Below are 18,506 nucleotides of genomic sequence, written 5' to 3'. Positions count from 1 at the left end.
AATCCTCACTGGGCCGCGACGGCTGGCGTGTTGTAGAGCACGATCGCAGCGGTCACCAGCAAATTGATCAGGGTCAGCGGCAGGCAGAACTTCCAGCTGAAGTCCATCACCTGGTCATAGCGTGGGCGCGGGATCGAGGCGCGCAGCAGGATGAACAGCATGATGAAGAACGCGGTCTTCAGGGCGAACCACAGGAACGACAGTTGCGGCAGGATGCCGAACGGGCCGTGCCAGCCGCCGAAGAACAGGGTCACCAGCAGCGCCGAGATGAGGATGATGCCGATGTACTCACCGACGAAGAACATGCCCCATTTCATGCCGGCATACTCGATGTGGTAGCCGTCGGCCAGTTCCTGTTCCGCTTCCGGCTGGTCGAACGGGTGACGGTGAGTCACGGCGACGCCAGCGATGAAGAAGGTGCAGAAGCCGAAGAACTGCGGAATGATGAACCACAGGTTCTGTGCCTGGTATTCAACGATGTCGCGCATGTTGAACGAACCCACCTGCACCACCACGCCCATCAGCGCCAGGCCCAGGAACACTTCGTACGACACGGTCTGTGCCGAGGCACGCAAGCTGCCCAGCAGGGCGTACTTGTTGTTCGACGACCAGCCGGCGAACAGCACCGCGTAGACCGATAGGCCGGCCATGGCGAAGAAGAACAGCAGGCCGATGTTCAGGTCGGCGACGCCCCACAGCGGGGTGATCGGGATCACGCAGAAGGCGATCAGCAGGGCACTCATGGCCACGACCGGCGCCAGGGTGAAGATCATGCGATCGACGAAGGGCGGGTTCCAGTCTTCCTTGAAGAACATCTTCAGCATGTCGGCAGCGATCTGGAACATGCCGAACGGGCCGACGCGGTTCGGACCGTAACGGTCCTGCCACCAGCCCAGCAGGCGCCGCTCGACGAAGCTGAGCAGCGCGCCGCAGACCACCACCGCGAGCAGGACCACGACGGCCCGGACCACGGTGAGGATCACATCGATCACTTCGGGGGTGAACCAGCTCATTGTGCTGCCTCCTGCAGACCTTCGACGGATGCACCGAAGATGGCAGGCGGGATGCCGGCCAGGCCTTTGGGCAGGGCAACCAGGCCAGCGCCCAGTTCTTCATTGATGCGCAGCGGCAGGCGCAGGGCCACACCGGCAACGTTCAGGCTCAGCAGTGCGCCGTCGTTGACACCCAGGCGGTCGGCTTCGGACTTGGCCAGGCCGACGTAGGCGGCCGGGATGCGCTCCTGCACCGGGGCGGCACGCGAGGAGCTCTCTTCGCTGCCGAACAGGTGGAAGAACGGTACTGCAGTCCAGGTGCCACGGGCCGGGTTGAAGGCGCCCGGGATGGCGTTGAACCAGTTCAGGCGATCGCCTTGCGATTCGATCAGGCGCACGCCCGGGTCACCGGCACGCAGGTGGCCACCGACCTCGTCCTGGAACTTGTTCCAGGCTTGCGGCGAGTTCCAGCCCGGCGACCAGGCGAACGGCACCTGCTGACGCGGCTCGGCCGACCCCGAGTAGCCTTCCATGGAGAAGGCGAACGCGGTGTCCTTGTCCTGCGGGGTACGCGGCTCGTGCACGCTGATGTTGGCGCGCATGGCGGTACGGCCGGAGTAGCGCAGCGGCTCACGGGCCAGCTTCATGCCCTTGATGCGGAACGCGGCGCTTGGTGCGGCGTTGACGATGCCGGCCAGTTGCGGCGCGGCTTCGGCGCAGGCGCTGGTGACGTGGTCCAGTTGGGTCCAGTCGACCGGCTTGTTGAGCAGGGTGGCACGCAGGGCGTGCATCCAGCGCCAGCCTTCGTGAACCAGGATGCTGCTGTCCAGGTACTGCGGGTCGAACACCTGGAAGAAGCGCTGGGCACGGCCTTCCTGGCTGACCAGGGTACCGTCGCCTTCGGCGAAGGAAGCGGCCGGCAGCACCAGGTGGGCGCGGTCGACAGTGGCGGTCTTGGAGTGGTCGGCGACGATCACCACCTTGGCCGCAGCCAGGGCAGCATCGACCTTGGCGGCCGGTACGCGGGCGTACAGGTCGTTTTCCAGCACGACGATGGCGTCGGCCTTGCCGCTGATGACGGCGTCCAGTGCGGCATCCACCGACTCGCCACCCATCATGGCCATGCCGAGGCTGTTGGCCTCAGGCACCACCAGGCTCAGCGAACCGTTCTTCTCGCGCAGCTTCAGGGCCTTGGCGATGTTGGCGGCGGCTTCGATCAGCGCCGGGTCGGCCAGCGAAGTACCGGCGATTACCAGTGGGCGCTTGGCGGCGACCAGGGCATCGGCGATGCGCTGGGCCAGGGCCTTGGCTTCGTCGTCCAGGCCGGCGACTGCCGGTGCGCTCGGGTCGATGGCGTGGGCCACGGCGAAACCGATGCGGGCGAGGTCCGCCGGGGCGGCGTGCACGCATTCCTCGGCAACGTCGTCCAGCTTGGTTTCAGCCAGCGAGGCGATGAACAGCGGGTACAGTGCGTGCTGGCCGATGTTCTTCACGGCGGCGTCGAGCCACGGCTGAACCTTCATGGCTTCGGCCATGGCCTCGGCCTTGCCCTTGGTGGACTGGCGCACGGCCAGGGCAACGCGGGCAGCGGTCTGGGTCAGGTCTTCACCGAGCACGAACACGGCGTCGTGGTCTTCGATGTCGCGCAGGGTCGGCACTGGCAGCGGGCTGTTGTTCAGCACGTTCAGGGCCAGGCGCACGCGGGCCAGTTCGCCAGCTTCCATACCGGAGTAGAAATAGTCGGCGCCGACCAGCTCACGCAGGCCGTAGTTGCTTTCGAGGCTGGCGCGTGGCGAGCCGATACCGACGATGGTGCGGCCGCGCAGCAGGTCGGCGGCCTTGTCCAGGGCAGCGTCCAGGCCCAGCTTGGTGCCGTCGGCCAGGTGTGGCTGGCGTGGGCGGTCCTTGCGGTTGACGTAGCCGTAGCCGAAGCGGCCGCGGTCGCACAGGAAGTACTGGTTGACCGAGCCGTTGAAGCGGTTCTCGACCCGGCGCAGTTCGCCATAGCGCTCGCCCGGGCTGATGTTGCAGCCGCTGGAGCACCCGTGGCAGATGCTTGGGGCGAACTGCATGTCCCACTTGCGGTTGTAGCGCTCGGAGTGGGTCTTGTCGGTGAACACGCCGGTCGGGCAGACCTCGGTCAGGTTGCCGGAGAACTCGCTTTCCAGCACGCCGTCTTCGACGCGGCCGAAGTACACGTTGTCGTGGGCGCCGTAAACGCCCAGGTCGGTACCACCGGCATAGTCCTTGTAATAGCGCACGCAGCGGTAGCAGGCGATGCAGCGGTTCATCTCATGGGCGATGAACGGGCCGAGGTCCTGGTTCTGGTGGGTACGCTTGGTGAAACGGTAGCGGCGCTCGTTGTGGCCGGTCATTACCGTCATGTCCTGCAGGTGGCAGTGACCGCCTTCCTCGCACACCGGGCAGTCGTGCGGGTGGTTGGTCATCAGCCATTCGACGACGCTGGCGCGGAACGCCTTGGACTCGTCATCGTCGATGGAAATCCAGGTGCCGTCGGAGGCAGGGGTCATGCAGGACATGACGATACGACCACGGGTGTCGTTCTCGTCGGTGTACTGCTTGACCGCACACTGCCGGCAGGCGCCGACGCTACCGAGCGCCGGGTGCCAGCAGAAATAAGGGATGTCGAGGCCGAGTGACAGACACGCCTGTAACAGGTTGTCCGCACCGTTGACTTCGAGCGCTTTGCCGTCTACGTGGATAGTGGCCATTGTTCAAAGTTCTTCGTTGGCCCGCGTGAGCGGGCGTGGCTAATGGAAATCGGTGAGCTTGCGACACGCCACGATCGACTCGGGCCTGCCAGCAAGCTGGCGAGTGGCACGGACCACCCGCCTAATCATCTTGTTATGCGCCGACCACGATCGGCTTGGCCAGGTTAGGGCGCAGGGTGTCTCCAGCCGATACCGGGGCGACACCAGCCTCGAACTCGGACCGGAAGTATTTTATGGCACTACCCAATGGCTCGACGGCACCCGGTGCGTGAGCACAGAAGGTACGGCCTGGGCCGAGGAAGTTGACCAAGCCCAGCAGCGTCTCGATGTCTTCGGCGCGGCCCTGGCCGTTCTCCAGTGCGCGCAGCATCTTCACGCTCCACGGCAGGCCGTCACGGCATGGGGTGCACCAGCCGCACGACTCGCGGGCAAAGAACTCTTCCATGTTGCGCAGCAGCGAGACCATGTTGACGCTGTCGTCGACCGCCATGGCCAGACCAGTACCCATACGGGTGCCGACCTTGGCGATGCCACCGGCGTACATCTGTGCGTCGAGGTGCTCGGGCAGCAGGAAGCCAGTACCGGCGCCGCCTGGCTGCCAGCACTTGAGCTTGAAGCCGTCGCGCATGCCACCGGCGTAGTCTTCAAACAACTCGCGGGCGGTGACGCCGAACGGCAGTTCCCACAGGCCCGGGTTCTTCACCTTGCCGGAGAAGCCCATCAGCTTGGTGCCGTGGTCTTCGCTGCCTTCACGGGCCAGCGACTTGTACCAGTCGTTGCCGTTGGCGACGATGGCCGGGACGTTGCACAGGGTTTCGACGTTGTTCACGCAAGTCGGCTTGCCCCAGACGCCAACGGCGGCAGGGAAGGGCGGCTTGGAGCGCGGGTTGGCGCGGCGGCCTTCCAGCGAGTTGATCAGTGCGGTTTCTTCGCCGCAGATGTAGCGCCCGGCACCGGTGTGCACGAACAGCTCGAAATCAAAACCGCTGCCCAGGATGTTCTTGCCCAGCAGGCCGGCGGCCTTGGCTTCGTCGATGGCGCGGTTGAGGTTCTTCGCCGCAGTGGTGTACTCGCCACGCAGGAAGATGTAGCCACGGTAGGCCTTCAGGGCGCGGGCGCTGATCAGCATGCCCTCGACCAGCAGATGGGGCTGTTGCTCCATCAGCATGCGGTCCTTCCAGGTGTTCGGCTCCATTTCGTCCGCGTTGCACAGCAGGTAGCGGATGTTCATGGATTCGTCTTTGGGCATCAGGCCCCACTTCACGCCAGTGGGGAAGCCTGCGCCACCACGGCCCTTGAGGCCGGAGTCCTTGACGCTTTGCACGATGTCGTCGGCGGACATATCGGCCAGTGCCTTGCGGGCAGCGGCGTAGCCGTTCTTCGACTCGTACTCGGCCAGCCATACCGGCTCGCCGTCATCACGCAGGCGCCAGGTCAGCGGGTGGGTTTCGGCCGAACGCGCGATGCGGTTGGCCGGGCCGAAGGAAGTAATGGTCATACGTAACCCTCCAGCAGCTTGGAAACGCCAGCCGGCTGCACGTCACCAAAGGTGTCGTCGTCGATCATCAGCGCCGGGGCCTTGTCACAGTTGCCCAGGCAGCACACCGGCAGCAGGGTGAAACGCCCGTCGGCGGTGGTCTGGCCCAGGCCGATGCCCAGTTCGGTCTGGATCTGGCTAACCACCGATTCGTGGCCGCCGATGTAGCAGACCATGCTGTCGCACACGCGGATGATGTGGCGGCCAACCGGCTGACGGAAGATCTGGCTGTAGAAGGTGGCGACACCCTCGACGTCGCTGGCCGGGATGCCCAGCACTTCGCCGATGGCGTGGATGGCGCCGTCCGGCACCCAGCCACGTTCCTTCTGGACGATCTTCAGGGCTTCGATGGACGCCGCGCGCGGGTCCTCGTAGTGATGCATTTCGTGCTCGATGGCCGAGCGCTCGGTTTCGCTCAGGGCGAAACGGTCTGTCTGGATAAGCGTGCTGTTCATGCTTAGCGGTCCACGTCAGCCATAACGAAGTCGATACTGCCCAGGTACGCAATGAGGTCGGCGACCATGCTGCCTTTGATCACCGAAGGGATCTGCTGCAGGTGCGGGTAGCTCGGGGTACGGATCCGGGTGCGGTAGCTCATGGTGCCGCCATCGCTCGTCAGGTAGTAACTGTTGATGCCCTTGGTCGCCTCGATCATCTGGAACGACTCGTTGGCCGGCATGACCGGGCCCCACGAGACTTGCAGGAAGTGCGTGATCAGGGTCTCGATGTGCTGCAGGGTGCGCTCTTTCGGCGGCGGCGTGGTCAGCGGGTGATCCGCCTTGTACGGGCCTTCCGGCATGTTGCGCAGGCACTGGTCGATGATGCGGATACTCTGGCGCATCTCTTCGACACGGACCATGCAGCGATCGTAGGCATCGCCGTTGTGGGCCAGCGGCACTTCGAACTCGAAGTTCTCGTAGCCGGAGTATGGGCGCGCTTTACGCAGGTCGAAGTCGCAACCGGTGGAGCGCAGGCCGGCACCGGTGGTACCCCACTCCAGGGCTTCCTTGGTGTTGTACGCGGCAACACCGATGGTACGGCCCTTGAGGATGCTGTTCTGCAGGGCGGCCTTGGTGTATTCGTCAAGGCGCTTGGGCAGCCATTCGACGAAGTCCTTGACCAGCTTGTCCCAACCGCGCGGCAGGTCGTGGGCGACGCCACCGATGCGGTACCAGGCCGGGTGCAGGCGGAAGCCGGTGATCGCTTCGATCACGGTGTAGGCGCGCTGGCGGTCGGTGAAGGTGAAGAACACCGGGGTCATGGCGCCGACGTCCTGGATGTAGGTACCCAGGAACAGCAGGTGGCTGGTGATACGGAAGAACTCGGCCAGCATGATGCGAATCACGTCGACCTTCTGCGGCACCTGGATGCCAGCCAGCTTCTCGACCGCGAGCACGTACGGCAGGTTGTTCATCACCCCGCCGAGGTAGTCGATACGGTCGGTGTAGGGGATGAAACTGTGCCAGGACTGGCGCTCGGCCATTTTTTCGGCACCACGGTGGTGGTAGCCGATGTCCGGTACGCAGTCGACGATCTCTTCACCGTCCAGCTGCAGGACGATACGGAAGGCACCGTGGGCCGAAGGGTGGTTCGGGCCGAGGTTGAGGAACATGTAGTCCTCGTTGGCGCCCTGACGCTTCATGCCCCAGGCTTCCGGGTTGAAACGCGCCGATTCCTCTTCAAGCTGCTGCTTGGCCAGGGTCAGGCTGTAGGGATCGAACTCGGTGGCACGGGCCGGGTAGTCCTTGCGCAGCGGGTGACCTTCCCAGGTCGGTGGCATCATGATGCGGCTGAGGTGCGGGTGGCCGGCAAAGTCGATGCCGAACATGTCCCAGACTTCACGCTCGTACCAGTTGGCGTTTGGCCAGATGCCGGTCACGGTCGGCAGGTTCAGGTCGCCTTCGCTGAGCGACACCTTGATCATCACGTCGCTGTTACGTTCGACCGACAGCAAGTGGTAGAAGACGCTGAAGTCGGCAGCTGGCAGGCCGCGGCGCTGGGTGCGCAGGCGCTCGTCGACGCCGTGCAGGTCGTACAGCATGCTGTACGGTTTGGCCACGCCGCGCAGGAAGCTGAGCACTTCCTTGAGCTGGGCGCGCTTGACCCACAGCACGGGCATGCCGGTGCGGGTTTCCTGGGCGACGAATGCGTCGGCGCCAAAACGGTTGTGCAGTTCGACGACCACATCCTGGTCGTCAGCCTTGTAGGGCGGAATGAAAATAGCGTTGTCCGCTGTCATGGTCTCGGTCGCTTTGGGTCAGCGTTAAGAATGAAGCCAGGCCGCCGGCTCCATCGGGAGCGGGCGGCAGGTCGCTGGATCAGACTTCGTCGGGGCTGCGCAGGTTGGTTACCGCAATGCGCTGTTCACGACGCAGGTCTTTCTGGGCTGGCATCTCGGCACGGTAGATGCCTTGATCACCAACCACCCAGGAAAGCGGGCGTCGTTCTTGGCCGATCGACTCCTGCAGCAGCATCAAGCCTTGCAGGAAAGCCTCAGGGCGTGGCGGGCAGCCAGGCACGTAGACGTCCACGGGGAGGAACTTGTCGACCCCCTGAACGACCGAGTAGATGTCGTACATGCCACCGGAGTTGGCGCACGAACCCATGGAGATGACCCACTTCGGTTCGAGCATCTGCTCGTACAGGCGCTGGATGATCGGCGCCATTTTGACGAAGCAGGTACCGGCGATGACCATGAAGTCGGCCTGACGCGGCGATGCCCGGATGACTTCGGCGCCGAAGCGGGCGATGTCGTGGGGCGCCGTGAAGGCCGTGGTCATTTCCACGTAGCAGCAGGACAGGCCGAAGTTGTACGGCCAGAGGGAGTTCTTGCGACCCCAGTTGACCGCGCCACGCATCACATCTTCAAGCTTGCCCATGAAGATGTTCTTGTGGACCTGGTCCTCGAGCAGCTGGTCGGTGACGGTTTCCCGATCACCTACCGGGTATTGCTCGTTGGGTGCATCCGGATCGATTCTGGTGAGATTGTATTGCATTGCCAAAGCCTCATTGTTTCAGCTTCGCTTGCCGCTTGCGGCGACCTTCGGGTGCCCAGTCAAGAGCTCCGACGCGCCATAGGTAGACAAGACCAGCCAACAGAATTGCTATGAAAACGAGTGCTTCGACGAATCCGGTCCAGCCGCTTTCGCGGACGGACACAGACCATGCATACAGGAAGAGGGCTTCGATATCGAAGATCACGAACAGCATCGCGACCAGATAGAATTTGGCGGACAGGCGCAGGCGGGCGCTGCCGACGGGCAGCATGCCGGATTCGAAGGGTTCGTTCTTGGCGCGGCCCCAGGCCTTGCTACCGAGCAGGCTGGAGAGACCGAGCATGAAGGCACACAGGCCGACGACACCCAGAAGGAAGATGGCAAAGCCCCAGTTGTGGGCGATGAGTCCTGCCGAATCGGACATGCTAGAGATCCTTATACAGAGACCCAGCTCTGCAGTCTGAAATAAGTAGAGCGGCGACGTGGTGTCGCAGGTGCAGTGACCAAATGTCGCAGCTGAATCAATCGGGCTGATTTTATGGGTAAACCCGATGCAAGTAAAATTTCCGTTGCAAATTTATTCGTAGGATTTAGAACAAAACCCGCGCCTAACTGGCTGAAAGCCTTGAGATTCGGGCATTGCATGCGGTTTTGTTAATTATGTTTCTTGCGAGTGGTAACGAATTACAAACTTCGTAATGATAATTAATAGCATTTGACCTGATCCCATCTAATTGGGCTGTTCTGCACCTTGTAAAGTTCATCTGCAGATTCCCCCTACTTGTAAATGCGAAAGACTCGTGTTCTAGCAGCTTCCGATGCCGCGCGCACCGCCCTGGGTCAATACTTTATCGGTTGAGCCATGACGGACTGACGAAGCGATGGCCCACTGGCCGAGCCAGTAGGTGAGGATGATCAGGTACGGCGCGGCAGCGAACGGGCTGACGAAGCGGTCGATGCCGATCAGGCTGTCGGAGAACACGAACAGGCAGGCGCCGAGCGCAGCGACTCCACCGCAGGCCAGCGCACGCCAGAGCATGGCGCTGATGGCCAGTGCGTAGACTGCGACCGGGGCCAGCAGCGGGCCAAGGCCGTGGCTGGCCAGCACACCGAACAGGGTGATGCCGGTGATGGCGCTCAATAGCAGTGCGGGCAATGCGGGGCGAATGGTCTTGCCGCAATAGGCGTGCAGGTAGGCCAGGTGGGCGCAAAGGAACGCGGCCAGGCCGAACACGAACAGGTCCGCAGGGATGGCCAGGAGGATGTCGCCCAGTACCGAGAATGCCAGGCCGATGGTGATCCAGCGGCGATACGATGTGGCGGCGGCGGTGTATAGCCAGGCAATCAATGCCATGACTGGAATGGGCTTGGCCAGCAGGCCAAGCAGGGCGTTGTCGCTGGCCAGTGCATATAGATAGAAGGCGGCGGCGGCCAGGGCAAGCATCATCAGGTGGCTTGGACGGGGCATGGGCGGTCCTTGCTGCTGGGCTGCCACAAGCATAGCCCTGATCCAGGGAATTGCTTCAGCCTGTACCGGCCCTTTCGCGGGTGAACCCGCAAAAGGGCCGGTACAGGAAAAGAAAGGCCCGGGGCTTTCGCAAGCCCCGGGCCTCGGTCAGCAACCCACTATCAGTGGAACTGCTCTTCCTCGGTCGAACCGGTCAGTGCAGTCACCGACGAAGCGCCACCCTGGATGACGGTGGTCATGTCGTCGAAGTAGCCGGTGCCGACTTCCTGCTGGTGCGCCACGAAGGTGTAGCCCTTGCTGGCGTCGGCGAATTCCTGCTCCTGCAGCTTCACGTAGGCGGTCATGTCGTTGCGGGCGTAGTCGTGCGCCAGGTTGAACATGCCGTGCCACATGTTGTGGATGCCGGCCAGGGTGATGAACTGGTGCTTGTAGCCCATGGCCGACAGTTCGCGCTGGAACTTGGCGATGGTGGCGTCGTCCAGGTTCTTCTTCCAGTTGAAGGAAGGCGAGCAGTTGTACGACAGGATCTGGTCCGGGTACTCCTTCTTGATGGCTTCGGCGAAGCGACGGGCTTCGTCCAGGTCCGGCTTGGCAGTTTCGCACCAGATCAGGTCGGCGTACGGCGCGTAGGCCAGGCCACGGGCGATGGCCTGGTCGAGGCCGGCGCGCACCTTGTAGAAGCCTTCACGGGTACGCTCGCCGATCACGAACGGCTGGTCGTACGGGTCGCAGTCGCTGGTAAGCAGGTCGGCGGCGTTGGCATCGGTACGGGCCAGGATGATGGTCGGCACGCCCGATACGTCGGCAGCCAGGCGCGCGGCCACCAGCTTCTGTACGGCTTCCTGGGTCGGTACCAGTACCTTGCCACCCATGTGGCCGCATTTTTTCACCGAGGCCAGCTGGTCTTCGAAGTGCACACCGGCGGCGCCCGCTTCGATCATGTTCTTCATCAGTTCGTAGGCGTTCAGCACGCCGCCGAAACCGGCTTCGGCGTCGGCCACGATGGGTGCGAAGTAGTCGATGTAGCCGTCGTCACCCGGGTTCTTGCCGGCTTTCCACTGGATCTGGTCGGCGCGGCGGAACGCGTTGTTGATGCGCTTGACCACGGTCGGTACCGAGTCGACCGGGTACAGCGACTGGTCAGGGTACATGGACTCGGCCGAGTTGTTGTCGGCGGCGACCTGCCAGCCAGACAGGTAGATGGCCTGGATGCCGGCCTTGACCTGCTGCACTGCCTGGCCGCCGGTCAGGGCGCCCATGCAGTTGACGAAATCTTTTTCTGGGCGGAAGGATGGGTGGGCACCTTCGGTGACCAGCTTCCACAGTTTTTCTGCACCCTGGCGGGCAAAGGTGTGCTCAGGTTGCACGGAGCCACGCAGGCGAACGACATCGGCGGCGGTGTAGGTACGGGTCACGCCTTTCCAGCGCGGGTTCTCGGCCCAGTCTTTCTCGAGGGCTGCAATTTGCTGTTCGCGTGTCAGTGCCATGGAAATAAACCTCGTCGCATCGATCTTGGGTTAATTGTGCTGATGCTCGGGGCCGATCAGGGACCTGGCGGCTGTCCTGTCCGGGGGAGTGCGGCGGCGAACGCGAAGGCTCGAAGGGGAAGGAGGTGCAGGCCAGGCGCAGGTGTGCTCCGGCAGGTCGGCTCGTGGTTGCCTTGCTGCGGTGCTACGCGATTGCCAGAACTGCGGTGATGCGCTTCCGTCCCTCGGGACAACTTCTTCGTTGCAGTCGCAATCCCGTCGAACCGCCTTGTGGGCCGTATAGACACGAGGTGCCTCCAAGGGTGGGAGGAGTACGCCTCGAAGGCCCTTGCCAGGGCCCCTGATTAGCGGGAGCGAGGCCATCATGCCTTTGGGAAAAAGACCCTGTCAACGGTTTTGTAGTGCTTTTTTATACTTACTACATCTTTGGTCTAGTGCGACCTGGCGGTCAGTTTCAAGGCCTTTGGTCGAGGCCTTGAATTGCCTGGGTTCAGTCCAGAAGGTCGACTTTGACGCGCAAAGTCATGTTTTCACCCCGTTGCGTGCTGTAAGTGCGGCTTGACGGGTTGCGCTCGGCTTGGCTCTGCTGGTTGTAACCGGCCAGGGTGATCCACTCGCCGAGCCTGCCACTTATTGTCGTGTCGGTACTTTGCACTTTCACTACATCGGCACGTTCCTGGCTCATTCGGTCATTATTGGTGCTTATTTGCAAACGAACCGTATCGCCGCTCAGACTCGGCGTGACGTAGAAACCCTGGGTCACATTGCGGTATTCGGTGTTGCTCTGGATGCGCCCGTAGCCGTCGGTGCTGGTGCTGGTGATCGGGATGCTCTGGCCGATCTGGATCAGCGCGGGTTGGCCTTCGCTGGCCTGGATCTGCTGCAAGCCGCCGTCACGGTTACTGGTGCCATAGCGGATGACCTGGCTGTTGCCGCGGTTGTCCTGGTAGTTGCTGTCGTTGTTGTCGACGCTGATCAGCAGGCGCTTGGGCGCGGTGTCCAGTTGTTGCAGCAGCGCGCGCAGGTCGTCAATGCGCTCGGGGCTGGCGTTTACGATCAGCTTGTTTTCGAAGGCGCTGACTGTGCCGTCCCGGCCAATGAACGACTGGGCGGCCGGCAGCAGTTCGGCACTACTGCGGTGCTGCAGCGGCACCACCTCGGTGGCGGCCTGGGCAGTGAGGCTGGCTGCCAGCAGCAGGATGAAGAAGAGGGGGCGTAGCGGCATGTCCATGATCTCCGCAAGTGGAATCAACATGATGGCAAATTTGTCGCGAGTTTGCCGGGCCTGGATCACGGTGGGCGACAATGCCAGCATCGCGGTGGCCGCTGTCAGACAAATTCCGTAACATCGCGCCCCTTGTTTTTCCGTACCGTCCGCCCGGACCGCACCACAGGATGCCCATGAAACCCGCCCGACTACGCGCCGACCTGCTCGCCGGCCTGACCACTTCGTTCGCCCTGGTGCCTGAGTGCATCGCCTTCGCCCTGGTAGCCCACCTCAACCCTTTGATGGGCCTGTATGGCGCCTTCATCATCTGCACCCTGACGGCGTTGTTCGGCGGCCGCCCGGGGATGATCTCTGGTGCCGCAGGCTCCATGGCAGTGGTGATCGTCGCCCTGGTGGTGCAACACGGTGTGCAATACCTGCTGGCCACGGTGCTGCTGGGCGGGGTGGTGATGATCCTGTTCGGCCTGCTGCGCCTGGGCAAGCTGGTGCGGTTGGTGCCGTACCCGGTGATGCTCGGCTTCGTCAACGGCCTGGCGATCGTCATCGCCATGGCCCAGCTCGAGCACTTCAAGGACGGTGAGCACTGGCTCAGCGGCGCACCGCTGTACCTGATGATCGGCCTGGTGGCGCTGACCATGCTGGTGGTCTACGTGCTGCCGAAGCTGACCCGTGCGGTACCGCCGGCGCTGGTGGCGATCCTCGGGGTTGGCGTGGCGGTGTATCTGCTTGACCTGCCGACGCGCACCCTCGGCGACATGGCGCATATTGCCGGTGGCCTGCCGCAGCTGGCCCTGCCGCAAGTGCCGTGGAACCTGGAAACCCTGAAGATCATCGCCCCTTACGCGGTGCTGATGGCCATGGTCGGCCTGCTGGAAACCCTGCTGACCCTCAACCTGACCGATGAAATCACCGAGAGCCGTGGCTACCCGGACCGCGAATGCGTGGCCTTGGGTGCGGCCAACATGATCTCTGGTCTGTGCGGTGGCATGGGCGGCTGCGCGATGATCGGCCAGACCGTGATCAACCTCAGTTCCAACGGTCGTGGTCGCTTGTCGGGCGTGGTGGCCGGGGTGATGATCCTGCTGTTCGTGCTGTTCCTGTCGCCACTGATCGAGCGCATTCCGCTGGCGGCGCTGGTCGGGGTGATGTTCGTGGTGGCCCAGCAGACCTTTGCCTGGGCCTCGCTGCGGGTGCTGCACAAGGTGCCGGTGAGCGATGTGCTGGCGATCATCGCGGTGACCGTGGTGACCGTGTTCACCGACCTGGCCACGGCGGTGCTGTTCGGCATCGTCATCGCGGCAGTGAACTTTGCCTGGCAGCATGCCCGCGAGCTGTATGCCGACAGCCACGAGGACGGGGAAGGGGGCAAGCATTACCAGGTGCATGGCACGCTGTTCTTTGCCTCGACGGCGCCGTTTCTCAACCAGTTCGACCCCGCCAATGACCCGGCCAAGGTAACGCTGGATTGCCAGCATCTGAGCTTTGTCGATTACTCGGCGATTGCGGCGTTGAAAACCTTGCGTGAGCGTTATGCCAAGGCGGGCAAGCACCTGCGCGTGGTGCATCTGTCGGAGCGCTGCAAGAAGCTGCTGAAGCGGGCTGGCGAGCAGCATTAAAGCTGTTTGCTGCCTGTTCCGGTCTCTTCGCGGGACAAGCCCGCTCCTACAAGTCGACGCAATACCTGTAGGAGCGGGCTTGCCCCGCGAAGAGGCCGGCACAGGAAAAACGCTTACTCCCCGCGGTTCTTCTTGACGATGGCATCGGCAATGCTCGCCGGTGCCTCGGCATAGCGGGTGAACTCCATCGAAAAACTCGCCCGCCCCTGGGTCATCGAACGCATCGAAGTGGCATAGCCGAACATCTCGCCCAGCGGCACCTCGGCGCGGATCACCTTGCCCGCCGGTGTCTCGTCGCCATCCTGGATCATCCCCCGGCGCCGGCTCAAGTCGCCAAGGATATCGCCTTGATACTCCTCGGGCGTCACCACTTCTACCTTCATCACCGGCTCCAGCAACACCGCGCCGCCTTTCTGCGACAGCTGCTTGGTGGCCATGGACGCCGCGATCTTGTAGGCCATCTCGTTGGAGTCGACGTCGTGGTAGGAGCCGTCGAACACCGCTGCCTTCAGGTTGATCAACGGATACCCGGCCAGCACGCCGTTCTTCATCTGCTCCTCGATGCCTTTCTGGATCGCCGGGATGTACTCGCGCGGCACTACGCCGCCGACGATCTCGTTGATGAACTCCAGGCCTTCCTTGCCTTCATCGCCGGGGGCGAAGCGGATCCAGCAGTGGCCATACTGGCCGCGCCCACCAGACTGGCGAACGAAGCGGCCCTCGATCTCGCAGGTATTGCGAATCTTCTCGCGGTAGGCCACCTGCGGCTTGCCGATGTTGGCGTCGACGTTGAACTCGCGTTTCATGCGGTCGACGATGATGTCCAGGTGCAGTTCGCCCATGCCGGAGATGATGGTCTGGCCGGTTTCTTCATCGGTGCGCACGCGGAACGACGGGTCTTCCTGGGCCAGCTTGCCAAGGGCGATGCCCATTTTCTCCTGGTCGCCCTTGGTCTTCGGTTCCACCGCCACCGAGATCACCGGATCGGGGAAGTCCATGCGTTCGAGGATGATCGGCTTGTCCATGTCGCACAGGGTGTCGCCGGTGGTGACGTCCTTCATGCCGATCAGCGCAGCGATGTCACCGGCACACACGTCCTTGATCTCGGCGCGCTGGTTGGCGTGCATCTGCACCATGCGGCCGATGCGTTCCTTCTTGCCTTTCACTGAATTGAGCACGGCGTTGCCCGAGCTGAGCACGCCGGAATACACCCGGGCGAAGGTCAGGGTGCCGACGAAGGGGTCGGTGGCGATCTTGAAGGCCAGGGCAGAGAAGGGCTCTTTATCGTCGGCGTGACGTTCCAGGTGCTTTTCTTCGTCGTCCGGGTCGGTGCCCTTGATCGCCGGGATTTCCGAAGGCGCGGGCAGATAGTCGATCACCGCGTCGAGCATCAGCGGTACGCCCTTGTTCTTGAACGACGAGCCGAGAATGGTCGGGACGATTTCATTGGCGATGGTGCGCTGGCGCAAGGCAGCCTTGATTTCATCGACGCTCAGTTCCTCGCCTTCGAGGAACTTCATGGTCAGCTCATCATTGGCTTCGGCGGCAGCCTCGATCATGTGCGCTCGCCATTCGTCGGCCAGCGCCTGCAGTTCGGCGGGAATGTCTTCCTCGCGGTAGCTGGTGCCCTGGTCGTTGTCGTTCCAGTAGATCGCCTTCATTTTCACCAGGTCGATCTGGCCGATGAAGTTCTCCTCGCTGCCGATGGCCAGCTGGATCGGCACCGGGTGGTGACCCAGGCGTTGGTCGATCTGTTTGACCACCCTCAGGAAGTCGGCGCCCTGGCGGTCCATCTTGTTGATGTAGGCCAGGCGCGGCACGTGGTACTTGTTGGCCTGGCGCCAGACCGTCTCCGATTGCGGCTCGACGCCGTCGGCGCCGCTGAACACCACCACTGCGCCATCGAGCACGCGCAGCGAGCGCTCCACCTCGATGGTGAAGTCGACGTGGCCGGGGGTGTCAATGATGTTGAAGCGGTATTTGTCGGCGAACTGCTTGGTCGAGCCTTGCCAGAAGGCCGTGGTCGCCGCCGAGGTGATGGTGATGCCGCGTTCCTGTTCCTGGGCCATCCAGTCCATGGTCGCGGCGCCATCGTGCACCTCGCCCATCTTGTGGTTGACCCCGGTGTAGAACAGGATGCGCTCGGTGGTCGTGGTCTTGCCGGCGTCCACGTGGGCGACGATGCCGATATTGCGGTACAGCTCGATGGGCGTTGTGCGGGCCATGGCGGACTACCTGCGGATGGGCGGATTCCCCCACGGTAGCAGAGCGGGGAAATCCTGCCTGACCGCCGGGCCGTCAGTCAGCCTGGGCTTGCAGCATCCACTGGCCATCGATTTCGCGGGCCAGGCCGCTGGCTGGCAGCAGGGCCAGCAGGCGCTGGTGCAGGGCGGCTTCGGTGAAGGTCTTGAGAGTGGTGAGGTCCAGAGCGCCGATCAGGCTGAGGTCGGCCTTGGTGTACGACAGCCATGCCTTTTTCAGCACCTGGGCGACGTCGCTGCCGGCGGTGCTGGCGAAGCGGCGGTGCCACGGGCGGCCTTCGAAGGTGAAGTTGTGTGCGTGGCTGTAGGTGCTTTCGTCGCTGCCTTCGGCGCAGCGGTGGCAGCGGCATGGGCCTTCGCCAAAGGCGTTGCGCAGGTAGCTGTTGAAATCCACGACGGGCTTGAGGGTCAGGCGTTTGTCGACCTCGAACAGGTCGGCGATCAGGGGTTCTTCGGCGCTCACTCAGGTGTCCTCGTGTGGTGTGGCGTGCATCGGCGGGCACCCTAACAGATCGGGGCAGCTTTTGCAGGCCCGGCCTCTTCCGCGTACTCTACGCGCCCATCTACCCAGACACCCTTTTGAGGTAACCCCGCTTGAGCACCAAGTACCCATACACCGCCACCGTCACCATCAGCGCCGAAGACCGCGGCGGTGACACCGAAGCCTCGGAAAACCCGGGCATGCGCGTCGGTCTGGAAGCGGTAACCGAAACCCTGAAAAAGGTGCATTTCGTCGGTACGCTCGCGGCCCCCGAGAAAACCGCCACGCACATCTGCGTGACCCTGGAGAACGGCCTGACCTACTACGGCCCGATCGTCAACGGCCACGCCGAGCTCGAAGGCGGCTGGATCGCCTTCGAGTCCGACATGCTCACCCCTGAAGAACTGGGCCTGTAAGCCCCGATTCAGTTCAGCCGTTCAGTTCAGCCAGGCACTGCTCGAGGATATCCAGCCCTTCCTCGAGCACCTCGGCCTCGATGGTCAGCGGTGCCAAGAGGCGAATGATGTGCCGCGCCTTGCCGCTGGGCATCAGCAGCAGTCCCTTGGCCCGCGCCGCTTCCATCACCTTGGCCAGCTGGGCTGGCGCCGGGCTGCCGTCGGCATTGACGAACTCGATGCCGCGCATGGCGCCGGTACCGGTCAGGCGGCCGATGTACGGGCTCAGGTTCGAGGCCTTCCAGCGGCTGTGGCGGCCAATGATCGCCTGTTCCTGGCGCTCACCCCAGGTGGCGACGTTCTCGTCGGTCATCTGTGCCAGGCTCGCCAGTGCCGCTGCGCAGGCGATCGGGTTGCCCGAATAGGTGCCCCCCAGGCCGCCCTTGGGCAGTGCCGCCATCAAGTCCTGACGCCCGACCACGGCGCCCAGCGGCATGCCGCCGGCGATGCTCTTTGCCAGCAGTAGCAGGTCCGGCTCGATGCCCAGGCGTGGGAAGGCAAAACGCTGGCCGGTGCGGCCGAAACCGGACTGGATCTCGTCGATGATGATCAGGATCCCGCGCTCGTCGCAAAAGCGCCGCAGCGCCTGGGCAAACGCTGGGTCAAGGGCGAGGAAGCCGCCTTCGCCTTGCACCGGCTCGAAGATGAACGCCGCCACGTCCTCCACCGCCAACTCGACGCTGAACAGGCGGTCCATGGCCTTGAGCGCCTGCTCGCAGGTTACGCCGGTATCGGCGCCAGGGTAGGGCAGGTGGTACACCGGCCCCGGCAGTTCGCCGACCCGCTGCTTGTACGGCGCGACCTTGCCGTTGAGGTTCAGGGTGGCCAGGGTGCGGCCGTGGAAACCGCCGTCGAAGGCGATGATGGCGCGTTTGCCGGTGGCGGCGCGGGCGACTTTCAGGGCGTTTTCCGCCGCTTCCGCGCCACTGTTGGTGAGCATGCCGGCCAGCGGGTAGCTGACCGGGACGAACTGGCGCAGACGCTCCATCAATTCCAGGTACGGGCCATGGGGCGCGGCGTTGAAGGCGTAGTGGGTCAGGCGGCTGGCCTGGGCCTGGATCGCCTCGACCACGGCCGGGTTGCAGTGGCCCAGGTTGAGCACGCCGATACCGCCGACAAAGTCGATGTAACGTTTACCATCGGTATCCCAGACTTCGGCATTGCGGCCATGGGAAAGTGTGATCGGATGAACGATGGCAATGGATTGGCTGATACTTTCCAGATTCATGGGCACGCGGACCTTGTTCGAGTTT

At 63.3% G+C, this 18,506-nt stretch carries 15 protein-coding genes; 2 read left to right on the top strand and 13 right to left on the bottom strand.

Features of this window, described 5'->3' with window-relative positions:
- Positions 1 to 5 precede the first annotated feature (5 nt).
- From nuoH to C2H86_RS02450, 10 genes are all read right to left on the bottom strand, one after another.
- Positions 6 to 1,013 carry an NADH-quinone oxidoreductase subunit NuoH gene (nuoH, locus tag C2H86_RS02495; protein ID WP_027920602.1) on the bottom strand — a complete coding sequence of 336 codons (1,008 nt, stop codon included), beginning with the start codon at positions 1,011 to 1,013 and terminating at the stop codon, positions 6 to 8.
- A complete protein-coding gene (nuoG, locus tag C2H86_RS02490) occupies positions 1,010 to 3,724 on the bottom strand; it encodes an NADH-quinone oxidoreductase subunit NuoG (protein WP_159411301.1) in 2,715 nt (904 codons plus the stop codon). Before nuoG ends, nuoH begins: the two co-directional genes overlap by 4 nt.
- 133 nt (positions 3,725 to 3,857) lie before the next feature.
- Positions 3,858 to 5,222, bottom strand: a complete 1,365-nt coding sequence (gene nuoF, locus C2H86_RS02485; RefSeq protein ID WP_159411300.1) for an NADH-quinone oxidoreductase subunit NuoF — start codon at positions 5,220 to 5,222, stop codon at positions 3,858 to 3,860.
- Positions 5,219 to 5,716 (bottom strand): NADH-quinone oxidoreductase subunit NuoE, encoded by a 498-nt coding sequence (gene nuoE, locus C2H86_RS02480; RefSeq protein WP_159411299.1) that lies wholly within the window; start codon positions 5,714 to 5,716, stop codon positions 5,219 to 5,221. The genes nuoF and nuoE overlap by 4 nt, the downstream gene beginning before the upstream one ends.
- Positions 5,717 to 5,718: 2 nt before the next feature.
- A complete protein-coding gene (nuoC, locus tag C2H86_RS02475) occupies positions 5,719 to 7,500 on the bottom strand; it encodes an NADH-quinone oxidoreductase subunit C/D (RefSeq protein ID WP_159411298.1) in 1,782 nt (593 codons plus the stop codon).
- A 79-nt stretch (positions 7,501 to 7,579) separates the two neighbouring features.
- The gene (locus tag C2H86_RS02470; protein WP_027920598.1) at positions 7,580 to 8,257 is read right to left on the bottom strand and encodes a NuoB/complex I 20 kDa subunit family protein; all 678 of its coding nucleotides are present in this window, start codon (positions 8,255 to 8,257) and stop codon (positions 7,580 to 7,582) included.
- Positions 8,258 to 8,267: 10 nt separating this feature from the next.
- The gene (locus C2H86_RS02465; RefSeq protein ID WP_011534614.1) at positions 8,268 to 8,681 is read right to left on the bottom strand and encodes an NADH-quinone oxidoreductase subunit A; all 414 of its coding nucleotides are present in this window, start codon (positions 8,679 to 8,681) and stop codon (positions 8,268 to 8,270) included.
- A 381-nt stretch (positions 8,682 to 9,062) separates the two neighbouring features.
- A complete protein-coding gene (locus C2H86_RS02460; protein WP_159411297.1) occupies positions 9,063 to 9,725 on the bottom strand; it encodes a lysoplasmalogenase in 663 nt (220 codons plus the stop codon).
- Between the two features lie 161 nt (positions 9,726 to 9,886).
- On the bottom strand, positions 9,887 to 11,212 hold the full coding sequence (gene aceA / locus C2H86_RS02455) for an isocitrate lyase (RefSeq protein ID WP_054913919.1): 1,326 nt from the start codon (positions 11,210 to 11,212) through the stop codon (positions 9,887 to 9,889).
- A 490-nt stretch (positions 11,213 to 11,702) separates the two neighbouring features.
- Positions 11,703 to 12,467 (bottom strand): secretin N-terminal domain-containing protein, encoded by a 765-nt coding sequence (locus C2H86_RS02450; RefSeq protein WP_205524593.1) that lies wholly within the window; start codon positions 12,465 to 12,467, stop codon positions 11,703 to 11,705.
- 146 nt (positions 12,468 to 12,613) lie between these two features.
- Here C2H86_RS02450 and C2H86_RS02445 point away from each other — a divergent pair, with 146 nt between their 5' ends.
- On the top strand, positions 12,614 to 14,056 hold the full coding sequence (locus C2H86_RS02445) for a SulP family inorganic anion transporter (RefSeq protein WP_159411295.1): 1,443 nt from the start codon (positions 12,614 to 12,616) through the stop codon (positions 14,054 to 14,056).
- A 113-nt stretch (positions 14,057 to 14,169) separates the two neighbouring features.
- Here C2H86_RS02445 and fusA read toward each other — a convergent pair whose 3' ends face one another.
- Together fusA and C2H86_RS02435 are read right to left on the bottom strand one after the other, a co-directional pair.
- Positions 14,170 to 16,281: an elongation factor G gene (fusA, locus tag C2H86_RS02440; protein ID WP_159411294.1), complete on the bottom strand. Its 2,112-nt coding sequence runs from the start codon at positions 16,279 to 16,281 to the stop codon at positions 14,170 to 14,172.
- A gap of 73 nt (positions 16,282 to 16,354) precedes the next feature.
- A complete protein-coding gene (locus tag C2H86_RS02435) occupies positions 16,355 to 16,780 on the bottom strand; it encodes a hypothetical protein (protein ID WP_159411293.1) in 426 nt (141 codons plus the stop codon).
- Positions 16,781 to 16,911: 131 nt separating this feature from the next.
- Here C2H86_RS02435 and C2H86_RS02430 point away from each other — a divergent pair, with 131 nt between their 5' ends.
- Positions 16,912 to 17,214 carry a hypothetical protein gene (locus C2H86_RS02430; protein WP_054884890.1) on the top strand — a complete coding sequence of 101 codons (303 nt, stop codon included), beginning with the start codon at positions 16,912 to 16,914 and terminating at the stop codon, positions 17,212 to 17,214.
- A gap of 13 nt (positions 17,215 to 17,227) precedes the next feature.
- On the opposite strand, the gene C2H86_RS02425 is transcribed toward C2H86_RS02430, so the two are convergent.
- Complete coding sequence (locus C2H86_RS02425; RefSeq protein WP_159411292.1) at positions 17,228 to 18,481, bottom strand: 2-aminoadipate transaminase; 1,254 nt, start codon at positions 18,479 to 18,481, stop codon at positions 17,228 to 17,230.
- Between the last annotated feature and the right edge of the window lie 25 nt (positions 18,482 to 18,506).

This window comes from Pseudomonas putida, from assembly GCF_009883635.2.
GTDB lineage: Bacteria > Pseudomonadota > Gammaproteobacteria > Pseudomonadales > Pseudomonadaceae > Aquipseudomonas > Aquipseudomonas putida_W.
Note: the sequence above shows the minus strand (reverse complement) of the source record. Positions and strands in the feature narration are given on the sequence as shown.

What these genes read in the sequence shown, in the direction of transcription:
- C2H86_RS02470 (WP_027920598.1), bottom strand. Translation starts at nt 8,257, where the DNA reads ATGCAATACAATCTCACCAGAATCGATCCGGATGCACCCAACGAGCAA.
- fusA (WP_159411294.1), bottom strand. Translation starts at nt 16,281, where the DNA reads ATGGCCCGCACAACGCCCATCGAGCTGTACCGCAATATCGGCATCGTC.
- C2H86_RS02460 (WP_159411297.1), bottom strand. Translation starts at nt 9,725, where the DNA reads ATGCCCCGTCCAAGCCACCTGATGATGCTTGCCCTGGCCGCCGCCGCC.
- nuoC (WP_159411298.1), bottom strand. Translation starts at nt 7,500, where the DNA reads ATGACAGCGGACAACGCTATTTTCATTCCGCCCTACAAGGCTGACGAC.
- aceA (WP_054913919.1), bottom strand. Translation starts at nt 11,212, where the DNA reads ATGGCACTGACACGCGAACAGCAAATTGCAGCCCTCGAGAAAGACTGG.
- C2H86_RS02425 (WP_159411292.1), bottom strand. Translation starts at nt 18,481, where the DNA reads ATGAATCTGGAAAGTATCAGCCAATCCATTGCCATCGTTCATCCGATC.
- nuoE (WP_159411299.1), bottom strand. Translation starts at nt 5,716, where the DNA reads ATGAACAGCACGCTTATCCAGACAGACCGTTTCGCCCTGAGCGAAACC.
- nuoH (WP_027920602.1), bottom strand. Translation starts at nt 1,013, where the DNA reads ATGAGCTGGTTCACCCCCGAAGTGATCGATGTGATCCTCACCGTGGTC.
- C2H86_RS02445 (WP_159411295.1), top strand. Translation starts at nt 12,614, where the DNA reads ATGAAACCCGCCCGACTACGCGCCGACCTGCTCGCCGGCCTGACCACT.
- nuoF (WP_159411300.1), bottom strand. Translation starts at nt 5,222, where the DNA reads ATGACCATTACTTCCTTCGGCCCGGCCAACCGCATCGCGCGTTCGGCC.
- C2H86_RS02465 (WP_011534614.1), bottom strand. Translation starts at nt 8,681, where the DNA reads ATGTCCGATTCGGCAGGACTCATCGCCCACAACTGGGGCTTTGCCATC.
- nuoG (WP_159411301.1), bottom strand. Translation starts at nt 3,724, where the DNA reads ATGGCCACTATCCACGTAGACGGCAAAGCGCTCGAAGTCAACGGTGCG.
- C2H86_RS02450 (WP_205524593.1), bottom strand. Translation starts at nt 12,467, where the DNA reads ATGTTGATTCCACTTGCGGAGATCATGGACATGCCGCTACGCCCCCTC.